Origin of the sequence: Mycobacterium noviomagense, from assembly GCF_010731635.1 — a bacterium.
Lineage (GTDB): Bacteria > Actinomycetota > Actinomycetes > Mycobacteriales > Mycobacteriaceae > Mycobacterium > Mycobacterium noviomagense.
In genome coordinates, this window is record NZ_AP022583.1 from 1,762,661 (window position 1) to 1,780,684 (window position 18,024).

At 65.9% G+C, this 18,024-nt stretch carries 22 protein-coding genes and 1 pseudogene; 16 read left to right on the forward strand and 7 right to left on the reverse strand.

Going from position 1 to position 18,024, the window contains the following annotated elements; genetic code table 11:
- The first annotated feature begins 144 nt into the window (after positions 1-144).
- The gene (locus G6N15_RS08065) at positions 145-690 is read left to right on the forward strand and encodes a ferritin (RefSeq protein WP_083088218.1); all 546 of its coding nucleotides are present in this window, start codon (positions 145-147) and stop codon (positions 688-690) included.
- Here the strand turns inward: G6N15_RS08065 and G6N15_RS08070 are convergent.
- Positions 687-1,511, reverse strand: coding sequence for a glycerophosphodiester phosphodiesterase (locus G6N15_RS08070; protein WP_083088206.1), 825 nt, complete (start codon positions 1,509-1,511; stop codon positions 687-689). The two genes, G6N15_RS08065 and G6N15_RS08070, sit on opposite strands and share 4 nt — an antisense overlap.
- 4 nt (positions 1,512-1,515) lie before the next feature.
- On the reverse strand, positions 1,516-2,535 hold the full coding sequence (locus G6N15_RS08075) for a DUF4328 domain-containing protein (protein WP_083088205.1): 1,020 nt from the start codon (positions 2,533-2,535) through the stop codon (positions 1,516-1,518).
- 477 nt (positions 2,536-3,012) lie between these two features.
- On the opposite strand from G6N15_RS08075, the gene G6N15_RS22710 reads away from it, so the two are divergent.
- From G6N15_RS22710 to rraA, 10 genes are all read left to right on the forward strand, one after another.
- Positions 3,013-3,168 carry a hypothetical protein gene (locus tag G6N15_RS22710; RefSeq protein WP_169922523.1) on the forward strand — a complete coding sequence of 52 codons (156 nt, stop codon included), beginning with the start codon at positions 3,013-3,015 and terminating at the stop codon, positions 3,166-3,168.
- Positions 3,169-3,330: 162 nt separating this feature from the next.
- A complete protein-coding gene (locus tag G6N15_RS08080; protein ID WP_083088204.1) occupies positions 3,331-3,954 on the forward strand; it encodes a superoxide dismutase in 624 nt (207 codons plus the stop codon).
- Positions 3,955-4,156: 202 nt separating this feature from the next.
- Positions 4,157-4,690 carry a peptidase gene (locus tag G6N15_RS08085; RefSeq protein ID WP_083088203.1) on the forward strand — a complete coding sequence of 178 codons (534 nt, stop codon included), beginning with the start codon at positions 4,157-4,159 and terminating at the stop codon, positions 4,688-4,690.
- A 290-nt stretch (positions 4,691-4,980) separates the two neighbouring features.
- Positions 4,981-5,817, forward strand: coding sequence for a TMEM165/GDT1 family protein (locus tag G6N15_RS08090; RefSeq protein ID WP_083088202.1), 837 nt, complete (start codon positions 4,981-4,983; stop codon positions 5,815-5,817).
- A 283-nt stretch (positions 5,818-6,100) separates the two neighbouring features.
- A complete protein-coding gene (locus G6N15_RS08095) occupies positions 6,101-6,499 on the forward strand; it encodes a helix-turn-helix domain-containing protein (RefSeq protein WP_083088201.1) in 399 nt (132 codons plus the stop codon).
- 122 nt (positions 6,500-6,621) lie between these two features.
- Positions 6,622-7,278 (forward strand): DUF6474 family protein, encoded by a 657-nt coding sequence (locus G6N15_RS08100; protein WP_083088200.1) that lies wholly within the window; start codon positions 6,622-6,624, stop codon positions 7,276-7,278.
- A 61-nt stretch (positions 7,279-7,339) separates the two neighbouring features.
- Positions 7,340-7,990 (forward strand): YcnI family copper-binding membrane protein, encoded by a 651-nt coding sequence (locus tag G6N15_RS08105; protein WP_083088199.1) that lies wholly within the window; start codon positions 7,340-7,342, stop codon positions 7,988-7,990.
- A 5-nt stretch (positions 7,991-7,995) separates the two neighbouring features.
- Complete coding sequence (locus tag G6N15_RS08110) at positions 7,996-8,511, forward strand: copper resistance CopC family protein (protein ID WP_083088198.1); 516 nt, start codon at positions 7,996-7,998, stop codon at positions 8,509-8,511.
- Positions 8,512-8,753: 242 nt separating this feature from the next.
- Positions 8,754-9,197, forward strand: coding sequence for an Rv3852 family protein (locus G6N15_RS08115; RefSeq protein WP_232070437.1), 444 nt, complete (start codon positions 8,754-8,756; stop codon positions 9,195-9,197).
- 33 nt (positions 9,198-9,230) lie between these two features.
- The gene (gene rraA / locus G6N15_RS08120) at positions 9,231-9,704 is read left to right on the forward strand and encodes a ribonuclease E activity regulator RraA (RefSeq protein WP_083088197.1); all 474 of its coding nucleotides are present in this window, start codon (positions 9,231-9,233) and stop codon (positions 9,702-9,704) included.
- Positions 9,705-9,773: 69 nt separating this feature from the next.
- On the opposite strand, the gene G6N15_RS08125 is transcribed toward rraA, so the two are convergent.
- Positions 9,774-11,243: a flavin-containing monooxygenase gene (locus tag G6N15_RS08125; RefSeq protein ID WP_083088196.1), complete on the reverse strand. Its 1,470-nt coding sequence runs from the start codon at positions 11,241-11,243 to the stop codon at positions 9,774-9,776.
- Between the two features lie 76 nt (positions 11,244-11,319).
- Here G6N15_RS08125 and G6N15_RS08130 point away from each other — a divergent pair, with 76 nt between their 5' ends.
- The 4 genes from G6N15_RS08130 (at position 11,320) to G6N15_RS08145 (ending at position 13,971) form a co-directional block, all read left to right on the forward strand.
- The gene (locus G6N15_RS08130; protein WP_083088195.1) at positions 11,320-11,958 is read left to right on the forward strand and encodes a TetR/AcrR family transcriptional regulator; all 639 of its coding nucleotides are present in this window, start codon (positions 11,320-11,322) and stop codon (positions 11,956-11,958) included.
- A 23-nt stretch (positions 11,959-11,981) separates the two neighbouring features.
- Complete coding sequence (gene dinB / locus G6N15_RS08135) at positions 11,982-13,190, forward strand: DNA polymerase IV (protein WP_083088194.1); 1,209 nt, start codon at positions 11,982-11,984, stop codon at positions 13,188-13,190.
- A 119-nt stretch (positions 13,191-13,309) separates the two neighbouring features.
- Positions 13,310-13,576, forward strand: coding sequence for a type II toxin-antitoxin system Phd/YefM family antitoxin (locus G6N15_RS08140; RefSeq protein WP_139797864.1), 267 nt, complete (start codon positions 13,310-13,312; stop codon positions 13,574-13,576).
- Positions 13,576-13,971, forward strand: coding sequence for a type II toxin-antitoxin system VapC family toxin (locus G6N15_RS08145; RefSeq protein ID WP_083088192.1), 396 nt, complete (start codon positions 13,576-13,578; stop codon positions 13,969-13,971). Before G6N15_RS08140 ends, G6N15_RS08145 begins: the two co-directional genes overlap by 1 nt.
- Here the strand turns inward: G6N15_RS08145 and G6N15_RS08150 are convergent.
- Both G6N15_RS08150 and G6N15_RS08155 read right to left on the reverse strand, forming a co-directional pair.
- Positions 13,968-14,978 (reverse strand): PHP domain-containing protein, encoded by a 1,011-nt coding sequence (locus tag G6N15_RS08150; RefSeq protein ID WP_083088191.1) that lies wholly within the window; start codon positions 14,976-14,978, stop codon positions 13,968-13,970. The two genes, G6N15_RS08145 and G6N15_RS08150, sit on opposite strands and share 4 nt — an antisense overlap.
- A 19-nt stretch (positions 14,979-14,997) precedes the next feature.
- Positions 14,998-15,431, reverse strand: a pseudogene (locus G6N15_RS08155) (hypothetical protein).
- Positions 15,432-15,489: 58 nt separating this feature from the next.
- Between G6N15_RS08155 and G6N15_RS08160 the strand changes: the two are divergent.
- The gene (locus G6N15_RS08160) at positions 15,490-16,332 is read left to right on the forward strand and encodes an LLM class F420-dependent oxidoreductase (protein ID WP_083088190.1); all 843 of its coding nucleotides are present in this window, start codon (positions 15,490-15,492) and stop codon (positions 16,330-16,332) included.
- 13 nt (positions 16,333-16,345) lie between these two features.
- On the opposite strand, the gene lipL is transcribed toward G6N15_RS08160, so the two are convergent.
- Positions 16,346-17,623, reverse strand: a complete 1,278-nt coding sequence (gene lipL / locus G6N15_RS08165; protein WP_083088189.1) for an esterase/beta-lactamase LipL — start codon at positions 17,621-17,623, stop codon at positions 16,346-16,348.
- A 204-nt stretch (positions 17,624-17,827) separates the two neighbouring features.
- Positions 17,828-17,968 carry a hypothetical protein gene (locus G6N15_RS22715; protein WP_169922522.1) on the reverse strand — a complete coding sequence of 47 codons (141 nt, stop codon included), beginning with the start codon at positions 17,966-17,968 and terminating at the stop codon, positions 17,828-17,830.
- Between the last annotated feature and the right edge of the window lie 56 nt (positions 17,969-18,024).

The following is an 18,024-nucleotide window of genomic DNA, read 5'->3' on the forward strand; positions in this document are numbered from 1 at the left end:
ATTTTCACCGCTAAGCGAAAATTATTATATGAGTACGGCAGGGATTTCTCATTCAATGTAGGCTTACTTTAGTTAGGACAAGCTGGCCTCAGTAAGTGTCACCTTGCATGACAATGGCCTCTGAGCTGCGGTAGCGTGAGCATCATGACTGACCGGGAATTGCATAAGACGAAATTCCACGCATTGCTGCAGGAGCAGATCTACAACGAATTCACCGCCGCCCAGCAATATACTGCAATTGCAGTTTATTTCGACGACGCCGCCCTGCCGCAGTTGGCGAAACACTTCTACCGCCAGGCCGTCGAAGAGCGAAACCACGCGATGATGCTGGTGGCATATCTGCTCGATCGCGACGTCGATGTGGAGATTCCCGGTGTCGGCGCAGTCCGTAACCAGTTCGACGCCCCGACCGACGCGCTCGCGCTGGCGCTGGACCAGGAGCGCGCCGTCACCGAGCAGGTCAGCAGGCTGGCCGCCGTCGCTCGCGACGAAGGCGACTACCTCGGCGAGCAGTTCATGGCGTGGTTCCTCAGCGAGCAGGTCGAGGAAGTGGCGCTGATGACCACGTTGCTGCGGGTGGCGCGCCGCGCCGGCGACAACGTGTTCGAGCTCGAGAACTTCGTCGCTCGTGAGGTGTCGACGCCGTCCACCGATTCGGCGGCGCCCCGGGTTGCCGGAGGCCGCCTCTAGTCGCAGCCGGCTCCGGTCAGCCCGTTCTGCAGCCAAGCCTTGGCGCGGCCGGGGTGATGCGTGGCGATCCACGCCACCCCGACATCCCGGCAGAACTGGACGTCTTCGAAATGGTCGACGTTCCAGCAGTACAGCGCTCGACCCTGCGCGGCGGCGCGGTCCACGAGTTCGGGGTGCTCACGAAGCGTCGCGATCGACGGTCCCACCGCCGTGGCCCCCACCGTGCTGGCTGTCGGACCACCCAAGTACCGATGGCCCCGGCTGAGCAACACCGTGGGCAACAACGGCGCTGCCCGCCGAACACGCCACAGCGCCATCGACGAAAACGACATCAGCACGGCGCGCGACCGGTCGGCAGAAGCGGGCGTGGCGATGCCGAAGCGCTGCAGTAAGGCCAGCACCTTGCTTTCCACCAACGCGCCATACCGAACGGGATGCTTCGTCTCGATGAAGATCTTCACCGGCCGGTTCCAGTCCAGCACCAGCGCCACCAGCGCATCCAGCGTCAGCAGACCGGTATCCCCGTGGCCGCCGTCCGGGCGCCAACTGCCGTGCCACGCGCCGTATTCCAGCTCACGAAGCTCCGCCAGCGTCATCGTGCTGACGATGCCGACCCCGGTGGATGTGCGATCCAGCCGCCGGTCGTGCACGCAGACCAGGTGGCCGTCGCGGGTGAGCCGAACGTCGCACTCGACCCCGTCGGCGCCTTCCTTGAGGGCCAGATCGTATGCGGCCAACGTATGTTCGGGCCGAGATGCCGAGGCGCCTCGGTGCGCCACCACGAAAGGGTGCCCGGTGAGCACCTGCTCGGCCCACGTCATAGGACTATGCTGCCGGTTCCTGGCCCTCTGACTCAACAGAAACGGCCGATGTCGCTGCGACTGCTTGCCCGTCCTCGCCGACGACAAGCCACCGATGCACAGGCCGCTCGACCGGCTTGCGGTCGAATTCCTCGAAGACCCTGCCGATCGCGGCGACGACCGCCGCCGCCAACAGATACGCGAACACCGTTGTGACCGTGTTGTTGGCGATGCCTTGTGCATCATGGGCACGGCTGGTCGCGATCGCCCAGATCGATACCGCGGTGCTGACGATCCACAGCGCCCACCACACCAGGATGGGTTTACGCAGCCGCGCATAGTGGTCTTCGAGGGTCGCCAGCTCGATGACGTACACCGGCGCCCACACCAAGTTGACCAGCGGCACCAAACAGCCCGCCCACATGGTCCGGATGGCACGCGGCTCGGGCCGGCGGAAATGACCGAACGCCGCAGCCCGCCGAGCGATCAACCACTGGACCAACACCACCGCGCAGGTGAGCACAGCGACGATCGCCGCCAAGCTGGCCAGCACCCCCAGCCACAGCGCCGCCGCAGCCACCACGGGGTTCAACAGTGTGCTGCGGTTGATGATCAGCAGGATGTAGCGGACCGCGTGCACCAACGCTGCGATGGCCAACACCACGATGCTCATCAACAACGTCGCCCGCACCCGCGCGGCCGTCGGTCCTGCCTGCGGCGCGACTGCCTGACCGGCGGCGGTATCGACTCGGTCGACCAGTCCCCAGCGCGGTATTGCCGTATACCGCGGAGTTGGCCCCAACGGCCGCCGGCGAGGTCGCGGCGGTGGCGGCGGACCTGGCCGTACCGCTATCCACCGAAAGCCCGGCGGCAGCCGAGGCGGTGTGCGCTGCCCGATACCGGGCTGGGTGCTTGGCTGTGCGCTCCACTGCGGGTCGGCGTGCGGCACGGGGGCTTGCAGCGTTCCGCGGCAGCGCGGACACCACACCCGCTGGCGATCACGGACATTCCAGCGGGTGCCGCAGCCGGAGCACACCTGGATCACGGCACCAGCTTAAGCGCGGCGCCGTAACGGGTCGGTCCAGAGCACGCCGAAGGTGAGCCGTCCATCGATTTCCAGCTATCTACGGCTATCCACAATTTCCACAGCTTTATCCACAACCGGTGAGAAATGTCGGCACTGTTAACGCGGTGTCAAATACGGTTTCCTCCCCGTCTTTGTGGATAAGGCTGGGTGAACCGGGCCGCCCATCCAAAGGGCCGCTGATCGCGGAGCGAAATAAGTTGGCGCGCTAAGCATCCCTTCCCTGGCGGCCGCCAAGCGGTCGACGCACCACCACCACGCCAACTGCACAGTTAAAGCGGCGCTGTGTTCGCGGCATACCCCGATGAACAGCGGCTCAGTCAGCGATTACCGGTTCAATTTTTCTGCCGCCTCGTTAGGCGCTATGATCGCCATCACCAGATCACGTGTGTGACTCATCTCACTGGGGGCGGTTTAGGTGCAGGCCAGGGGCACTCGATGACGACACAACCATTTGGACCCCGATCGGCGTCGTCGCCGCAGTGGTATCCGGGCTCATCCACCGTGAGTCGTTCTTACGTCCTGGCCGGCGTGCGTGCCGGGCTGATCGCTTTGGTGTTGTTGGCGATCCTGGCCGTCATCGTTTTGGTCTGACATCGCGGCGATTCGGGCGCCTCGACAGCGCTCTGGGTACTCGTTGTTGCGGTGTGCCCGCTCATGGAGCAGGGTTGATTACGCTTAGGCCGCCGCGTGGCGGGAAACCCTGCAAGCAGGACGTCACAATGCGATCACCGACGATCAAGGAAGGAATCTTCAGTGGCTGAATACACCTTGCCCGATTTGGACTGGGACTACGGAGCGCTGGAGCCGCACATCTCGGGTCAGATCAACGAGCTTCACCACAGCAAACACCACGCGACGTACGTCAAAGGCGCCAACGACGCCCTCGCGAAGCTAGAAGAGGCGCGCGCCAAAGACGACCACTCCGCGATCGTCGGACACGAGAAAGCTCTGGCTTTCAACCTCGCCGGCCACGTCAACCACTGCTTGTGGTGGAAGAACCTGTCCCCCAACGGTGGTGACAAGCCGACCGGAGAACTGGCCGCCGCCATCGATGACGCGTTCGGATCGTTCGACAAGTTCCGCGCTCAGTTCACCGCTGCTGCCACCACCGTGCAGGGGTCTGGCTGGGCGGCGCTCGGCTGGGACAGCCTGGGCAGCAACCTGCTGGTATTCCAGGTTTACGACCACCAGGCGAACTTCCCGCTCGGGATCGTGCCGCTGTTGGTGCTCGACATGTGGGAACACGCCTTCTACCTGCAGTACAAGAACGTCAAGCCGGACTTCGCCAAGGCGTTCTGGAACGTGGTCAACTGGGAGGACGTCCAAGCCCGCTATGCAGCCGCGACCTCCAAGACCAAGGGCCTGATCGCCGGCTGAGCCCGCGACGGTCAGAGCACCGATACCACCTAGGAGACAGGGGCGTCGCGCTAAACCCGCGGCGCCCCTTGTTTTTGCAAGACCGACGTTGATTAGCCGTGTCGGCTTGCGGGTACTCGCTTGCTACCGCATGCTTTGCTCATCGACCCGCCGACGTGTTGGTTCCGAGTCGTTCGCAGCCGGAGGTATCGCGAGGTCCGAAATGGAAACTGGGTCAGGCCGGGCCATCGAAGTGGCCCCCTTCCACTCCCGCGGTTCGCTGAAGGGGTTCGTAATCTCTGGTCGGTGGCCGGATTCGACGAAGGAGTGGGCCCAGCTTCTGATGGTGGCCGTCCGGGTCGCCTCGCTTCCCGGATTGCTTTCCACCACAACTGTTTTCGGCGCTCGCGAGGAACTGCCTGAGTCTCCGGAGCCGGGCACCGTGGGTTTGGTCGTGGCCGAAGGACCGGTGGTTGGCGAGTCCGCCATCGCCCCAGGGCATTTCGCTGACCACCAGCCGCCCGCGCTGATGATGTTGCATCCACCGTCGGAGACCACGCCGTCGTTGCCGGAATGCAGCGGGGCGGCGTCGGGATGCGTACTGCTGCCGGGATTGCCGTATCTGGGACTGGAGCACCGCGCGGCCTGGGTTGAGGCAGAAGCCGACGGCACGGTCACGTCGATGGTGAGCCGCGTCGGCGTCGACCCGATCAGCCACCCCGACACCGCGATTCTCGCGATGTTGCTTGCCGCATAAGCGGTTTGGGTCCGCTAATCCAGCGGTATCGCGTGCGCTGATCAGAAAGAGGCGCTCGGCGAATCGTCGAATACGGCCACCCGAACTTGACCCCTGCACTGGCGTACCGCTTTTGCGACCGCTAGCCTGGGACCGTTAGCGAAGGGGAGTAGCCCCGAATCGTCGAGTCGACACACTGGCGAACAGCCCGGCCGGCGAACCGTTCCACAGCGGACGGTGGGCGAGACCTTCGACCCGAAGTTCGACGAACGACGCAAGTCTTCGTCGGCGCCGCGTCGAAAGGTCGCCACATGCTCGCAGCCTCGGTACTGAGCTTCTGGGTCGTTTTCGTCGCCGAGCTCGGCGACCGCTCGCAGCTCATCACGATCACCTATTCGCTGCGCTACCGCTGGTGGTTGGTGCTGACCGGAGTGGCGATCGCCTCGGTCCTGGTGCACGGCGTTTCGGTAGCAATCGGGCATTCGCTGGGTATGACGCTGCCGGCTCGGCCGATGGCTTTAGCTTCTGCGGTTGCCTTTTTGATCTTCGCGGTGTGGACGTGGCGTGAGGCAAAATCCGGCGACGACGGCGTCTCCCCCGTCCGCAAACCGCGCTTCGCGCTTCTCGCGGTGGTGTCATCCATCGTGCTGGCCGAGCTCAGCGACAAAACCACGCTGGCCACCATCACGCTGGCCAGCGACCACGACTGGGTCGGCGTGTGGATCGGCACCACGGTTGCCATGGTGCTGGCCAATGGTCTGGCCATCGTGGCGGGGATTCTGCTGCACCGCCGCATGCCGGTCCGGCTGCTGCATGTCTTGGCCGGGCTGCTGTTCCTGGCGTTCGGGCTGTGGATGCTGTTCGACAGCGCGCTGGGCTGGCGCTGGGTGGCGGTCGCGGCGATCGCTGCAGTGATCGCGGTTGCGGCGCTGCTGGCAACGCTGCGCGTCGCCCGCCGCCGCCAAGCGCTGCTCGACCCTGCGGCCCGTAACCGCCCGCCGTCTGACACCGCGCGCCCCAGCGCCTCCGTCTCCGCGACGACTGACCCAACAGACGCTCGCGAAGTCGGCGCAAGCCGACTCGACGGAGCTCCCCCGACGAAGCGGCGGCACCCGACAGCAAATCGGCTTTTGAATCGATCCCCGTAGCCGGCTCGTTGCCGGACGGCGGGTGGCGCGCCGATGACGACGCCCGCCAATCCATGCGGGTGAACCAGTGATCGCACACCGCGACATAATTTTCCTTGGTGCATAGTGTGTATACGGCTCGTGAACCACGTGTTGTCGTTCAGCGGCGCTCGCTATCGCCGCGACGGCCGCGCAAAACAATTCCGTACGGGTTTGCACTTGGCCGTGGCCATAAGACTCGCTACGATGTTCAGCAAATACGTGGATGACCCATTTTTCTTGCAGCCCGCTGGAGGTCATATCGATGAGCACGACGTTTGCTGCCCGCCTGAACCGCCTGTTCGACACGGTGTATCCGCCCGGCCGCGGGCCGCATACATCGGCCGAGGTGATCGCGGCGCTCAAGGCAGAGGGCATCACGATGTCGGCTCCGTATCTCTCGCAGCTACGCTCCGGCAACCGGACGAACCCGTCCGCGGCGACCATGGCGGCGCTCGCCAACTTCTTCCGGATCAAGCCCGCCTACTTCACCGACGACGAGTACTACGAAAAGCTCGACAAAGAACTGACGTGGCTGGCCACCATGCGTGACGAGAACGTCCGCCGCATCGCACTGGGGGCTGCTGCCCTCTCCCCCGAGGCCCAAGAGGACATTGCGCAGCGGGTCGAGGAGCTGCGCCGCAAAGAAAACGTCGACGCCTGACGCCGCTTTCCGTATCGCCCCGACCTGACGAGGGGCCACCGACCGGCGCCGATTAGGGTTGGCTCAGCGATCGCGCTGCACGCGCCGCGATAGTCGACGAGATACCGGGAGGGCGGCCGGCAATGGGCCTGTTCGGCAAGCGAAAGACCCGTGCAACACGTCGTGCCGAAGCCCGCGCGATCAGGCTGCGCGCCAAGCTCGACGCCAAATTGGCCGCGAAAAACGAGCTGCGCCGGATCAAGGCCGCTCAGCGGGCGGAGGCCAAAGCGCTCAAGGCCCAGCTCAAAGCCCAGCGCGACAGCGACCGGGCGGCGCTCAAGGCCGCTGAAACACAGCTCAAAGCGGTACGGGAGGGCAAGCTGCTCTCACCGACGCGGATCCGCCGGGTGCTGACGGTGTCTCGGCTGTTGGCTCCGGTCATCGTGCCGCTGGCCTACCGGGCAGCGATCGCCGCTCGGGGCCTGATCGACCAGCGTCGCGCCGACCGGCTCGGGATTCCCTTGACCCAGATCGGTCAGTTCTCGGGGCAAGGCGCCCGCCTATCCGCCCGCGTCGCCGGTGCCGAACGATCGCTGCGCACGGTCGAAGAAAAGAACCCGAAAGACGCCGAAACCAAACAGTTCGTCGCCGCCATCAGTGAACGACTACGCGATCTGTCGGCGGCTATCACCACAGCGGAAAACATGCCCACCTCGCGTCGCCGCGGCGCACACGCCGCGATCGCCAAACAGCTCGACGGCATCGAAGCCGACTTGATGGCGCGACTCGGGGTAGGCTGACCGCCCGCCGGTCGCGCATCGTGACTGCATCCCGCCCTTCGACCTAGGAATCGCCGATCGTATGCCCCGCCGCCGCAGGTCGGTCAGGCGCGTCCTGATCGGGATCGCAACCGCCGCAACGCTTTACGTCGCCTCGGCCGCTCCCGCCTGGGCACATATCCACGCCAGCAGCGACAACCCCGTGCGCGGCAGCATGGCCGTCGTCACCTTCGAGGTGCCCAACGAGTCCCCGACCGGCGCGGCCACCACAGCGGTCACCATCGCACTCCCGGCCGGAACCTCCGCCCGCACCGAAACCATGCCGGGGTGGACGGCCAAGGCAGACCGGGACGCCGCATCAGGCACGGTCCGCTCCGTCACCTGGACCGCGGCGGCGAACGGCGGCATTCCCGCCGACCAGTTTGGGTTGTTTCGGATCTCGCTGAAGCTGCCCGACAGCGACGCCGCGACGTTCCCGGCCACCCAGACCTACGCCGACGGGTCGGTGGTGCGCTGGGATGAGCCGCCGCTGCCGGGCGCAGGCGAACCCGAGCATCCCGCGCCCCGGCTCACACTGGCCGTGGGGCCGCCGGGACCGCCAGCCGCCGCGCAGGAACCGGCTGTCCGGCAGACAAGTTCATCGGCCGACAACACCGCTCGCCTGCTCGGCGGCGCCGCCCTGTTGGTGGCCGCACTTGGAGTCGGCATGGCGCTGGCCCGGCGGCGGGCATAGCGCCGATGACCAGCGCAGCACGCGCGGTGACGGTGGGCTTGGCGCTTACCGCAATGCTGTGCCTCGGCACATGGCAGTCCCAAACCGCTGCTGCCCATGCCGTTCGAGTGTCCGCGGATCCACCCGAAAACGCTGTGCTCACTGTGGGCCCGGCCAGGGTGAGCGCCACTTTCAACGAGCCGATGCAGACCACCTTTGCGGCGATGACCGTCGTCGGCCCCGACGGAAACCTCTGGTCGTCCGGCGAACCGCAGGTGAGCGGAGCGGTGGTCAGCGTCAACCTCCGGCCATTGGGCCCGGCCGGCACCTACACAGTGAACTACCGAGCGACCTCGGCGGACGGCCACGTGGTGTCTGGATCGTGGTCGTTTCGGCTCACCGTGCCCGGTACTGGTGTGCCGGGACCCTCCGCACACGCAGGTGACACCTCGTCCGGAGCGGTCCCGGCTTGGCCGTTTGCAGTTGGTGCGGTGGTGCTTGTTGCCAGCGCCGCGCTCTGGGCTGCCCGGCGCAGGCGCTGACGGGCGTGGCTTCCCATCAGGCGTAAGTAGCAAGCGGCGCGCCTGTGGCCTCCTGGCATGATGGGGTTCGACTGCTGGTGTACGCGACTGGCGGACGCGACGAAAATCTGCAAAGGAGCAGCCGCATGGCAGACCCGCAGGATCACCCGGAAGAGGCACCCGGCGCTGGGCCAACACCCCCTGCGCCGCCGGCCGACGAGGCCGCACCTGCGCCGCCGCCCGACACGACGCCGCCTGTCGACATAGCTCCGCCTCCGCAGAAGGCGCCGCCACCGCCAGCCGACCCGTCGTCGGCCACGCAGCCACCGCAGAAGGCGGCGAAGAAAGCGGCAGCGAAGAAGGCACCCGCCAAGGCCGCGAAGAAGGCCCAGAAAGCACCGGCTAAGAAAGCGCCAGCGAAAAAATCGCCCGACAAGAAACCACCGGAGAAGAAAGCGCCCCCCGTCAAGGCCGAGCCCGCGGCACCGAAACTGGCCGGCCAGCCGCCCCTCGAAACCAACGGCCAGCTTGCCGCCGGAGCCAAAGAGGCTGCAGCACAAGCGAAGTCGACGGTTGAAACAGCCGACAACCCGGTTTCCCAACCGGCGGCAGCCCTCTCGGCTGTCCGCTCACCGGTGCCGCTGGCGGTCGCGATCGCCATCGGGCTGCTCACCTTGGTATTGATCCGGCAACTGCGCCGCCGCTGAGCCGGTCGGCTAGCGGCTTGCAATAATGCCGCGGTGCCTGTGACTTTCCGACCCACCGCCGACCTGGTCGACGACATCGGCGACGACGTGCGCAGCTGTGACATTCAGTTCCGGCAGTTCGGCGGTCGCAGCCAGTTCGCCGGACTGATCAGCACCGTGCGCTGTTTTCAGGACAACGCCTTGCTGAAGTCGGTGCTCTCCGAGCCAGGCGACGGCGGAGTGCTGGTGATCGACGGCGCCGGCTCGCTGCACACCGCACTGGTCGGCGACGTCATTGCCCAGCTCGCACATGACAACGGCTGGGCCGGGCTGATCGTGCACGGCGCGGTCCGCGACGCCGCTGCGCTGCGCGGCATCGACATCGGCATCAAGGCACTCGGCACCAACCCCCGCAAGAGCACCAAGACCGGCGCCGGTGAGCGCGACGTCGCGGTGAGTTTGGGCGGCGTGACATTCGTGCCCGGCGATCTCGCCTACAGCGACGACGACGGCATCGTCGTCGTCTAGGCGCGACCAGACGCAAAAGCACCCATTTCGTTGCGAAATGGGTGCTTTTGCGTCTGGTCGGCGTAGGAGCTAGGCCGCTACCGCCAGCTCGTGCTTGCTGAAGTGCAGGGCCTCGTCGTCAACCCGGCCACGCCGGATCAGCTGAAGGTCGAGCAGGTAATTCTGCTTGAGCCGCCACGGCATGCGGTCGCCGGCTTTGGGCAGGTAGTCCAGCGCCCGCAGCACGTATCCCGGCGTGAAGTCCATCAACGGGCGCTCGTCCACGGAGTCCCCGGGGTGCTGCGGCACCACGGTGTCGAAGCCGTGCTTATCCATGTGATTGAGCAGCCGGCACACGAATTCCGATACCAGGTCGGCCTTCAGCGTCCAGGACGCGTTGGTGTAACCGATCGTGAACGCCAGGTTCGGCATCCCGGTCAGCATCATGCCCTTGTAGGCCATGGTCTCGTTGAGCTCGACCGGCACGCCGTTGCGCCGGATCACAGCCCCGCCGAACAGCTGCAGGTTCAAACCCGTTGCGGTGATGATGATGTCGGCTTGCAGCTCCTCACCGGAGGACAGCTTGATGCCGGTCTTGGTGAACCGGTCGATGGTGTCGGTGACGACATCGGCCTTGCCGTGCCGGATGGTGCGGAACAAATCCCCGTTGGGCGCCAGGCACAACCGCTGGTCCCACGGCTTGTAGCGCGGGCCGAAGTGCTTCTGCACGTCATAGCCCTTGGGCAGACGACGCGTCGCCATCCGCATCAGCACCTTGCGCATGGAGTTGGGAAATCGCCGCGAGAACTGGTACACAGCCGTGCTGTACGCGATCGCTTTCCACCGGTTCGCGACATGCGCGGCTTTCGCTGGCAGCAGCCGGTTGGCCCGCTCGGCGAACGGGTCCACCTCAGGCAGTGACCCGATGTACGTCGGCGAGCGCTGCAGCATGGTCACGTGGCCGGCGCCCGTGTTCACCAGCGCCGGAATCAGGGTCACCGCCGTAGCGCCGGATCCGATCACGACGATCTTCTTGCCGGCGTAGTCCAAGTCTTCCGGCCAGTGCTGCGGATGGATGATGGTGCCCTCGAAGTCTTCCGCGCCCTCGAACTTCGGCGAGTAGCCCTCGTCGTAGTTGTAGTAACCGCTGCACGCGAACAGGAACGAGCAGCTGATCCGGCGCTGGTGGCCGTCGTTCTCGACGGTGACCGTCCAGCGATTGTCGGCGTCGGACCAATCGGCGGCCAGCACGCGATGCCGGTAACGGATGTGCTGGTCGATACCGTTTTCCGCTGCCGCCTCCTTCAGGTAGGCCTTGATCGACGCGCCGTCGGCGATCGACTTGGCCGAGCGCCACGGCTTGAACCGGAAGCCCAGCGTGAACATGTCCGAGTCGGAGCGGATGCCCGGGTACTTGAACAGGTCCCAGGTGCCGCCGAGGTCGTCGCGGCGCTCGAGGATGGTGTAGCTCTTGCCCGGGCAGCGGTTCTGCAGATGCCAGGCCGCGCTGATGCCGGAGATGCCGGCTCCCACGATGACGACGTCAAGGTGTTCAGTCATGCCGCCACGTTATCAACAGGGTGTCGATTGAGTCAACATAGTGTTGAATTTCTCGACATGGAGTAAAGTAGCGGTTGTGACTACCGCCAGCCCCGCCCGTGCTTCTCATAGTCGGCGTTCGACGCGCCCCTCGGGCGACGACCGTGAACTGGCCATTTTGACCACGGCCGAACGTCTGCTGGAGGAGCGCCCGCTCGCCGACATCTCAGTCGACGATCTGGCCAAGGGAGCTGGGCTGTCCCGCCCGACCTTCTACTTCTACTTCCCGTCCAAGGACGCGGTGCTGCTCACCTTGTTCGAGCGGGTGATCGTCGAGGCCGACTCCGCTCTGGAGAACATGGTCGCCAATCCGCCGGCCGACATCAAAACCTTGTGGCGCAGCGGGATCAACCTGTTCGTCGAGACGTTCAGCGCGCACCGTGCGGTGTCGCTGGCGGCCAATGCCGCGCGGTCCAACAAGGAGATAGGTGACCTGTGGTCGCGGTTCATGCAGAAGTGGGTCGACCACACGGCCACCGTGATCGAGGCCGAGCGCGCCCGCGGAGCCGCGCCGGTGACCCTGCCCGCCCGTGATCTGTCGGCGGCGCTGAACCTGCTCAACGAGAAGGTGATGCTGAGTTCCTTCGGCGACGAGCAGCCGTCGGTACCCGATGAGCACCTGCTCGAGACTCTGGTGCACATCTGGGTCACCAGCGTCTACGGCGAGGCTGGTTAACTGTCGCACCTCCGTGCGAACATATGTTCGTGCGGTCGGAAGCGTCGATCCTGCACGCGGACCTGGACTCCTTCTACGCGTCGGTTGAGCAGCGCGACGACCCCGCGCTGCGGGGTCGGCCGGTCATCGTCGGCGGCGGAGTGGTGTTGGCCGCCAGCTACGAGGCGAAGGCCTACGGCGTGCGCACCGCGATGGGCGGCGCGCAGGCGCGCCGGCTGTGCCCGCACGCCGTCGTGGTTCCGCCCCGGATGAGCGCCTACACACATGCCAGCGACGCGGTGTTCGAGGTATTCCGCGATACCACCCCGCTGGTCGAGGCGGTCTCGGTGGACGAGGCTTTCCTCGACGTCGGCGGCCTGGGCCGGGTGTCCGGGACACCGGTACAGATCGCGGCGCGGTTGCGCGCCGACGTTCGCGAGCGGGTCGGGCTGCCCATCACGGTCGGGGTGGCTCGCACGAAGTTCTTGGCCAAGGTGGCCAGCCAGGAGGCCAAGCCTGACGGATTGCTGCTGGTACCGCCCGATCGCGAGCTCGCATTCCTTGGTCCCCTGCCGGTGCGCCGGTTGTGGGGTGTGGGTGCGGTGACCGCCGAGAAGCTACACGCACACGGCATCGAAACCGTCGCCGACGTCGCCGAGCTCAGTGAGTCGATGCTTGCCTCGCTGGTGGGTCAGGCGATGGGACATCGGCTGTATGCGTTGTCCCGCAACATCGACCAGCGCCGTGTCACCAGCGGGGTACGTCGCCGGTCGGTCGGCGCGCAGCGCGCACTCGGCCGCAGCGGCATGGCCATGTCCCCCGCGGAGATCGACGCTGTCGTGATCACCCTGATCGACCGGATCACCGCCCGGATGCGCGCGGCCGGGCGCAGCGGGCGAACCGTCGGGCTGCGGCTGAGGTTCGCCGACTTCAGCCGGGTGACGAGGTCGCGGACCTTGCCGTGGGCGACGTCGTCGACGCAGACCATCCTCGCTGCGGCCCGCCACCTGGTCGCTGCGGCCGCCCCGCTGATCGCCGACCGTGGGCTGACACTGCTCGGCTTTGCGGTATCGGATATCGACCGCAGCGGCGCCGAGCAGTTGGTGCTGCCGTTCACCACGGTTGAGTTGCGGCCCTTGGCCATCGACGCGGCCGTCGACCGGGTGCGGCGGCGCTACGGCAAATCGGCACTGACCCGCGCGGTGCTGGTCGGCTGCGATCCCGGTCTCGAGATGCCGCACCTGCCGGACTGAGGTTGTCGCCGAATGGCCAGTTAATGCACGCGATCCGCGGAAAAGCGTGTCACAATTGGCCATTCGGCGCCCTACGACGTCGCCCACGCCAGTCTCTAACAAGTGCTACCATGTGCTACATGGAGCGGATCGGTGTGCGTGAACTCCGTCAAAACGCCAGTCGCTACCTCGCCCGCGTTGCCACCGGGGAAACTTTCGAAATAACCCAGCGTGGCCGGCTAGTGGCGCGGATCGTGCCCGCAGGCGGTGACCCATGGGCCGATCTGGTAGCCGCCGGCGAAGTCATCCCCGCCTCCGCGGACGAGGACCTCCTTGCAGAGCCGCCCGGCGATTTTGGTCCCGGCCTCTCCGACGCGCTTGAGCGACTCCGCGAAGACGAGCGTTGATGAGGCTGTATCTCGACTCATCGGCCTTGGTCAAGCTGGTGTCCAACGAAGCACAGTCGCCCGCGCTGCGAAGCTATCTCGAGAGTTACCCGAGCGACACCCATTTCACGTCCGCGCTCACACGCACGGAATTGATCCGCGCGGCAAAACGACATGGATCTGTGGGCGCTGTAGCGCGTGCACGGCGGGTGCTGACACGACTCGACTTGGTTGCGCTGACGACGCGGCTGCTCGATATCGCGGCCGTTCTTCCGCCTGCGGAACTCCGCAGTCTCGACGCCATTCACCTCGCGGCAGCACAGACGGCCCCCGACCTGCGAGCGCTGATCACCTACGACGCTCGGATGGCCTACGCCGCATCGCAGGCCGGAATCGTTGTCGGGCAACCGGTCTAGTCCCGCGAGGTCGTCCAAGCCAACAGCTTTTCCACCGGCCAGGCGTTGACTATCCGGTCGACGGGCACGCCGTTGTCCAGTGCACGCTGTGCGCCATAGCCGAGAAAGTCGAGCTGGCCAGGCGCGTGCGCATCAGTGTCGATGCTGAACACACAGCCGATCTCCAGCGCGAGATTGAGCAGCCGGGTCGGCGGGTCGCGCCGTTCGGGCCGCGAGTTGATTTCGACCGCGGTGCCGTGGTCGCGGCAAGCCGTGAACACCGCCTCGGCGTCGAACTTCGATTCCGGCCGGATCCCGCGGTTGCCTGCGACCAGCCGGCCCGTGCAGTGGCCGAGCACATCAGTGTGTTCGTTGGACACCGCGCGCACCATCCGCCGCGTCATCGCCTCGGCATCCATCGCCAGCTTAGAGTGCACGCTGGCCACCACGACGTCCAGCCGCTCCAGCAGCTCGGGCTCCTGGTCGAGGCTGCCGTCGTCGAGGATGTCCACCTCGATCCCAGTCAGGATGCGCATCGGCGCGAACTGCTCGCGCAACTCGTCGATCACGTCGAGTTGCTTTCGCAGCCGCTCCGGCGACAGGCCGTTCGCGATCGTCAGCCGCGGCGAGTGATCGGTCAGCGCACAGTACTCGTGTCCGAGCCCCGCCGCGGTGGCCATCATCTCGTCGATCGGCGCCGAGCCGTCGGACCAGTTGGAATGCAGATGCAAATCCCCGCGCAGCGCCGCCCGGATCTCGCCGCCGCCGAGATCGCCCGCAGCAGAACGTAATTCGACTAGGACATCGGGTTCACGTCCTGACCAGGCCTGGTCGATCACCTTCGCGGTCTTGGGCCCGATGCCGGGCAAGGACTGCCAACTGTTGGCCTGCCCGTGCCGCTCGCGCTCGGCCTCGTCGAGGGCCTCGACGATGTCGGCGGCGTTGCGGTAGGCCATCACTCGGCGGGGGTCTTCGCGGGCCCGATCCTTGTAGAACGCGATCTGCCGCAGCGCAACCACCGGATCCATAACCCCAGTGTGCCCGTCGTCAGCCGGTGACGAATTGGCCGGCGATGAACCCGGCCAGGATCACCGCAAAGCCACCGATCTCACCGACGATCAGTGCGATCATCTCCGTCTTCAGCGCGCGGTCGGCGTGCTCGAACTGGTTGGTGGTGTCGCGCCGCCACCCGTGCCCCTGATGTAGGCGACGATGGCGGCGAGAAAGAAGAACACCAGCACCGTCGCGGCGGTCAGGTTCACCCAAGTCGGCCAGGCGCTGAGCTCGACGAAAACCGCGATCAGCAGCGTCGCAAACGAGTACAGCAGCGCGGCGCGGTGGGCGATGTTGACGTAGGGATGCGCGCGGTGGTCGGCGGCGGCCATGATCTGGCGGTACTTCCAGACGCCCAGAACAAGCGCGAGCAGGAAGATCAATCCCGCTGACAGCAGCGTGATCTTGGTGTCGATACCGAGGTCCATGGTCCGGCCGGGTCTAGTTGGACGCGCGCCGACTTCGACGGCTCGTTAGGCTCGACGAGTGCGATTCGCGTTCAAAACCTCTCCGCAAAACACCACCTGGGCTGACATGCTGGCCGTCTGGAAAGCGGCCGACGACATCGACGTCTACGAGTCCGGCTGGACCTTCGACCACTTCTATCCGATCTTTTCTGATTCCACCGGCCCGTGCCTGGAAGGCTGGACCACGCTGACGGCCCTGGCCCAGGCCACCACGCGGCTCCGCTTGGGCACCCTGGTCACGGGCATCCACTACCGCCACCCCGCGGTGCTAGCGAATATGGTTGCAGCGCTGGACATCATCTCCAACGGCCGACTCGAGCTGGGAATCGGTGCCGGCTGGAACGAAGAAGAGTCGGGCGCCTACGGCATCGAGCTGGGCAGCATTAAGGAACGCCTCGACCGGTTCGAGGAAGCCTGCCAGGTGCTGACCAGCCTGCTGAGCCAAGAGACGACGGACTTCGACGGCACCTACTACCAACTCAAAGCCGCCCGCAACGAACCCAAAGGACCGCAGCGCCCGCACCCGCCGATCTGCATCGGCGGCAGCGGCGAAAAACGCACACTGCGCATCACGGCCCGCTACGCCCAGCACTGGAACTTCGTCGGCGGCACGCCCGAGGAGTTCGCCCGCAAGCGCGCCGTGCTGGCCGCGCACTGTGAAGACATCGGCCGCGACCCGAAAGAGATCATGCTTTCGGCGCACTTGCAGTTGGGGCCGGACCGCAACTACGGGCAGGTCATCGAGAACGCCGCTGGACTGGCGGCCGAGGGCCTGGGCCTGGGGATCGTCTATATCTCACCGCCGCATGATCCGGCGGTACTGGAGCCACTGGCAGAGGCGATCCGGAACTCCGGCCTGTAGCGCACAGCTGGACTCAGTGGCCTGCGCTGCGCGCCGGGTCCGGTTCGGGGTATCGCGCACCGAACTGCGGCACGGGGTGTGCGCCGCGCTCATGCACCGCTGCGGCGGCCCGCCGCACCGGCAGGATCAGCGGCACGAAAAGGATCTGGTCAAGCAACACCGGCGTGATCAGCCGGTTGTGCACGAAGGCGAACGAAGTCTTGGTGACGGGATCGGCCCAGCCGATGGTTCCGCCCAGACCGGCGTGGCCGAATCCCCGCAACAGGCCGGGCACCGGCGACCCGTGATAGCCGAGGTGAAACGACATCGGGAACAACACATTGAGATCAGGCCGTAGGCTCAGCCGACCGGCCAGGCCGCGCGCCAATTCCGATGACAGCAACTGCCTTCCGTCGATCCAGCCTTCGTTGGCAAGCGCCCCATACATTTTGGCCAGCCCCCGCGCGGTCACCACGGCGTTGACCGACGGGATCTCACTGTCCAGAAATGGGGTGTCGCCCTGGATCAGAGAGGTGATCCCCGGGACATACATCGCGCCCAAGCCGCCGGCGATCGGCATCTCGGTGAGTCGCGGCGCCAAGCGGTCGAACACCGGGTTGGCGCGGGTGCTCTGAGGAAACATGATCTGTGCGGCCTGCGTCGGTGCCTCGGCCGGCGGGCGGCCCAGGTGCAGACCATCGGTGTTGAGCGGATACGCCAGTTCGGTGCGGATCAGCTCCCGCATGCCCATGCCCGTGATCGCTCGAGCCAACCCGGACGCCAACCATCCATACGTGAAGGCGTGATACGCCGAGCGTCCGGCGAGCCGACGATTGACGGGTGCGGCGGCAACCCGTTCCTCCATCAGGCGGTGATCCAACAGCTCGTCTTTGTTGACGCCCTTCAGGTGCGACAGGCCCGCTCGGTGGCCCATCATGTCGCGCACGGTGATCGCGGACTTGCCGTTGGCGCCGAACTCCGGCCAATACTCTGCCACCGGCGCGTCATAGGACAGCAGCCCCCGGTCGACGAGCCGGTGAAGGACCGTCGATGCCAAGCCCTTGCTCGCCGAGAAGACCATAGCGCCGGTATCGGCGGTCCAGGGCCGCTTACCGTCCCGGTCCGACCAGCCGCTCCACACGTCGACAACCGGCTGGCCGTCTACGTACACCGACAGAGCGCCGCCGCCGAAACGAGGTCCGGGAAACAGGCTCGCGAACGTGCGCACCGCGCACCCGAAATGAGGATCGGCGGCGCCCTGCACGCCGTCCGGCAGGCCAGCGTCCACTTCAAGAACAGCCGGGTCGGTCATGTGGTCCTCTACCTACCGCTATCCGGCCGCCGCCAAGCAGCATTCACGCATGAGAACGATGCTACCAATATGCGATAACGACATTCTGCCTGCGTCACGCGGAACCAGTCTTAACGAGGTCTCAATCCGCACAACGCCAGATAACAACCTGATAAAGCTCAGCAAACGTGCGCCACTGTGGGCCCGCCGAACGCGGCCGTCGGTTTAGACGCCGAAGCGCAGCAGTTCCTCGGCCGTCACCAACCGCTCGTGCTTGGCGGGAAATTCGCGGCTCTTAACCGGGTGCCGAAACCATGACCAGGCGATTCGTCCCACTCGCGAGCGGGGTACCGGGTAGATTTGCACGGGAATCACTCCTGCAATCGGTCAACTGAACCGGGGTCTACGTTAGCGTAACGCCC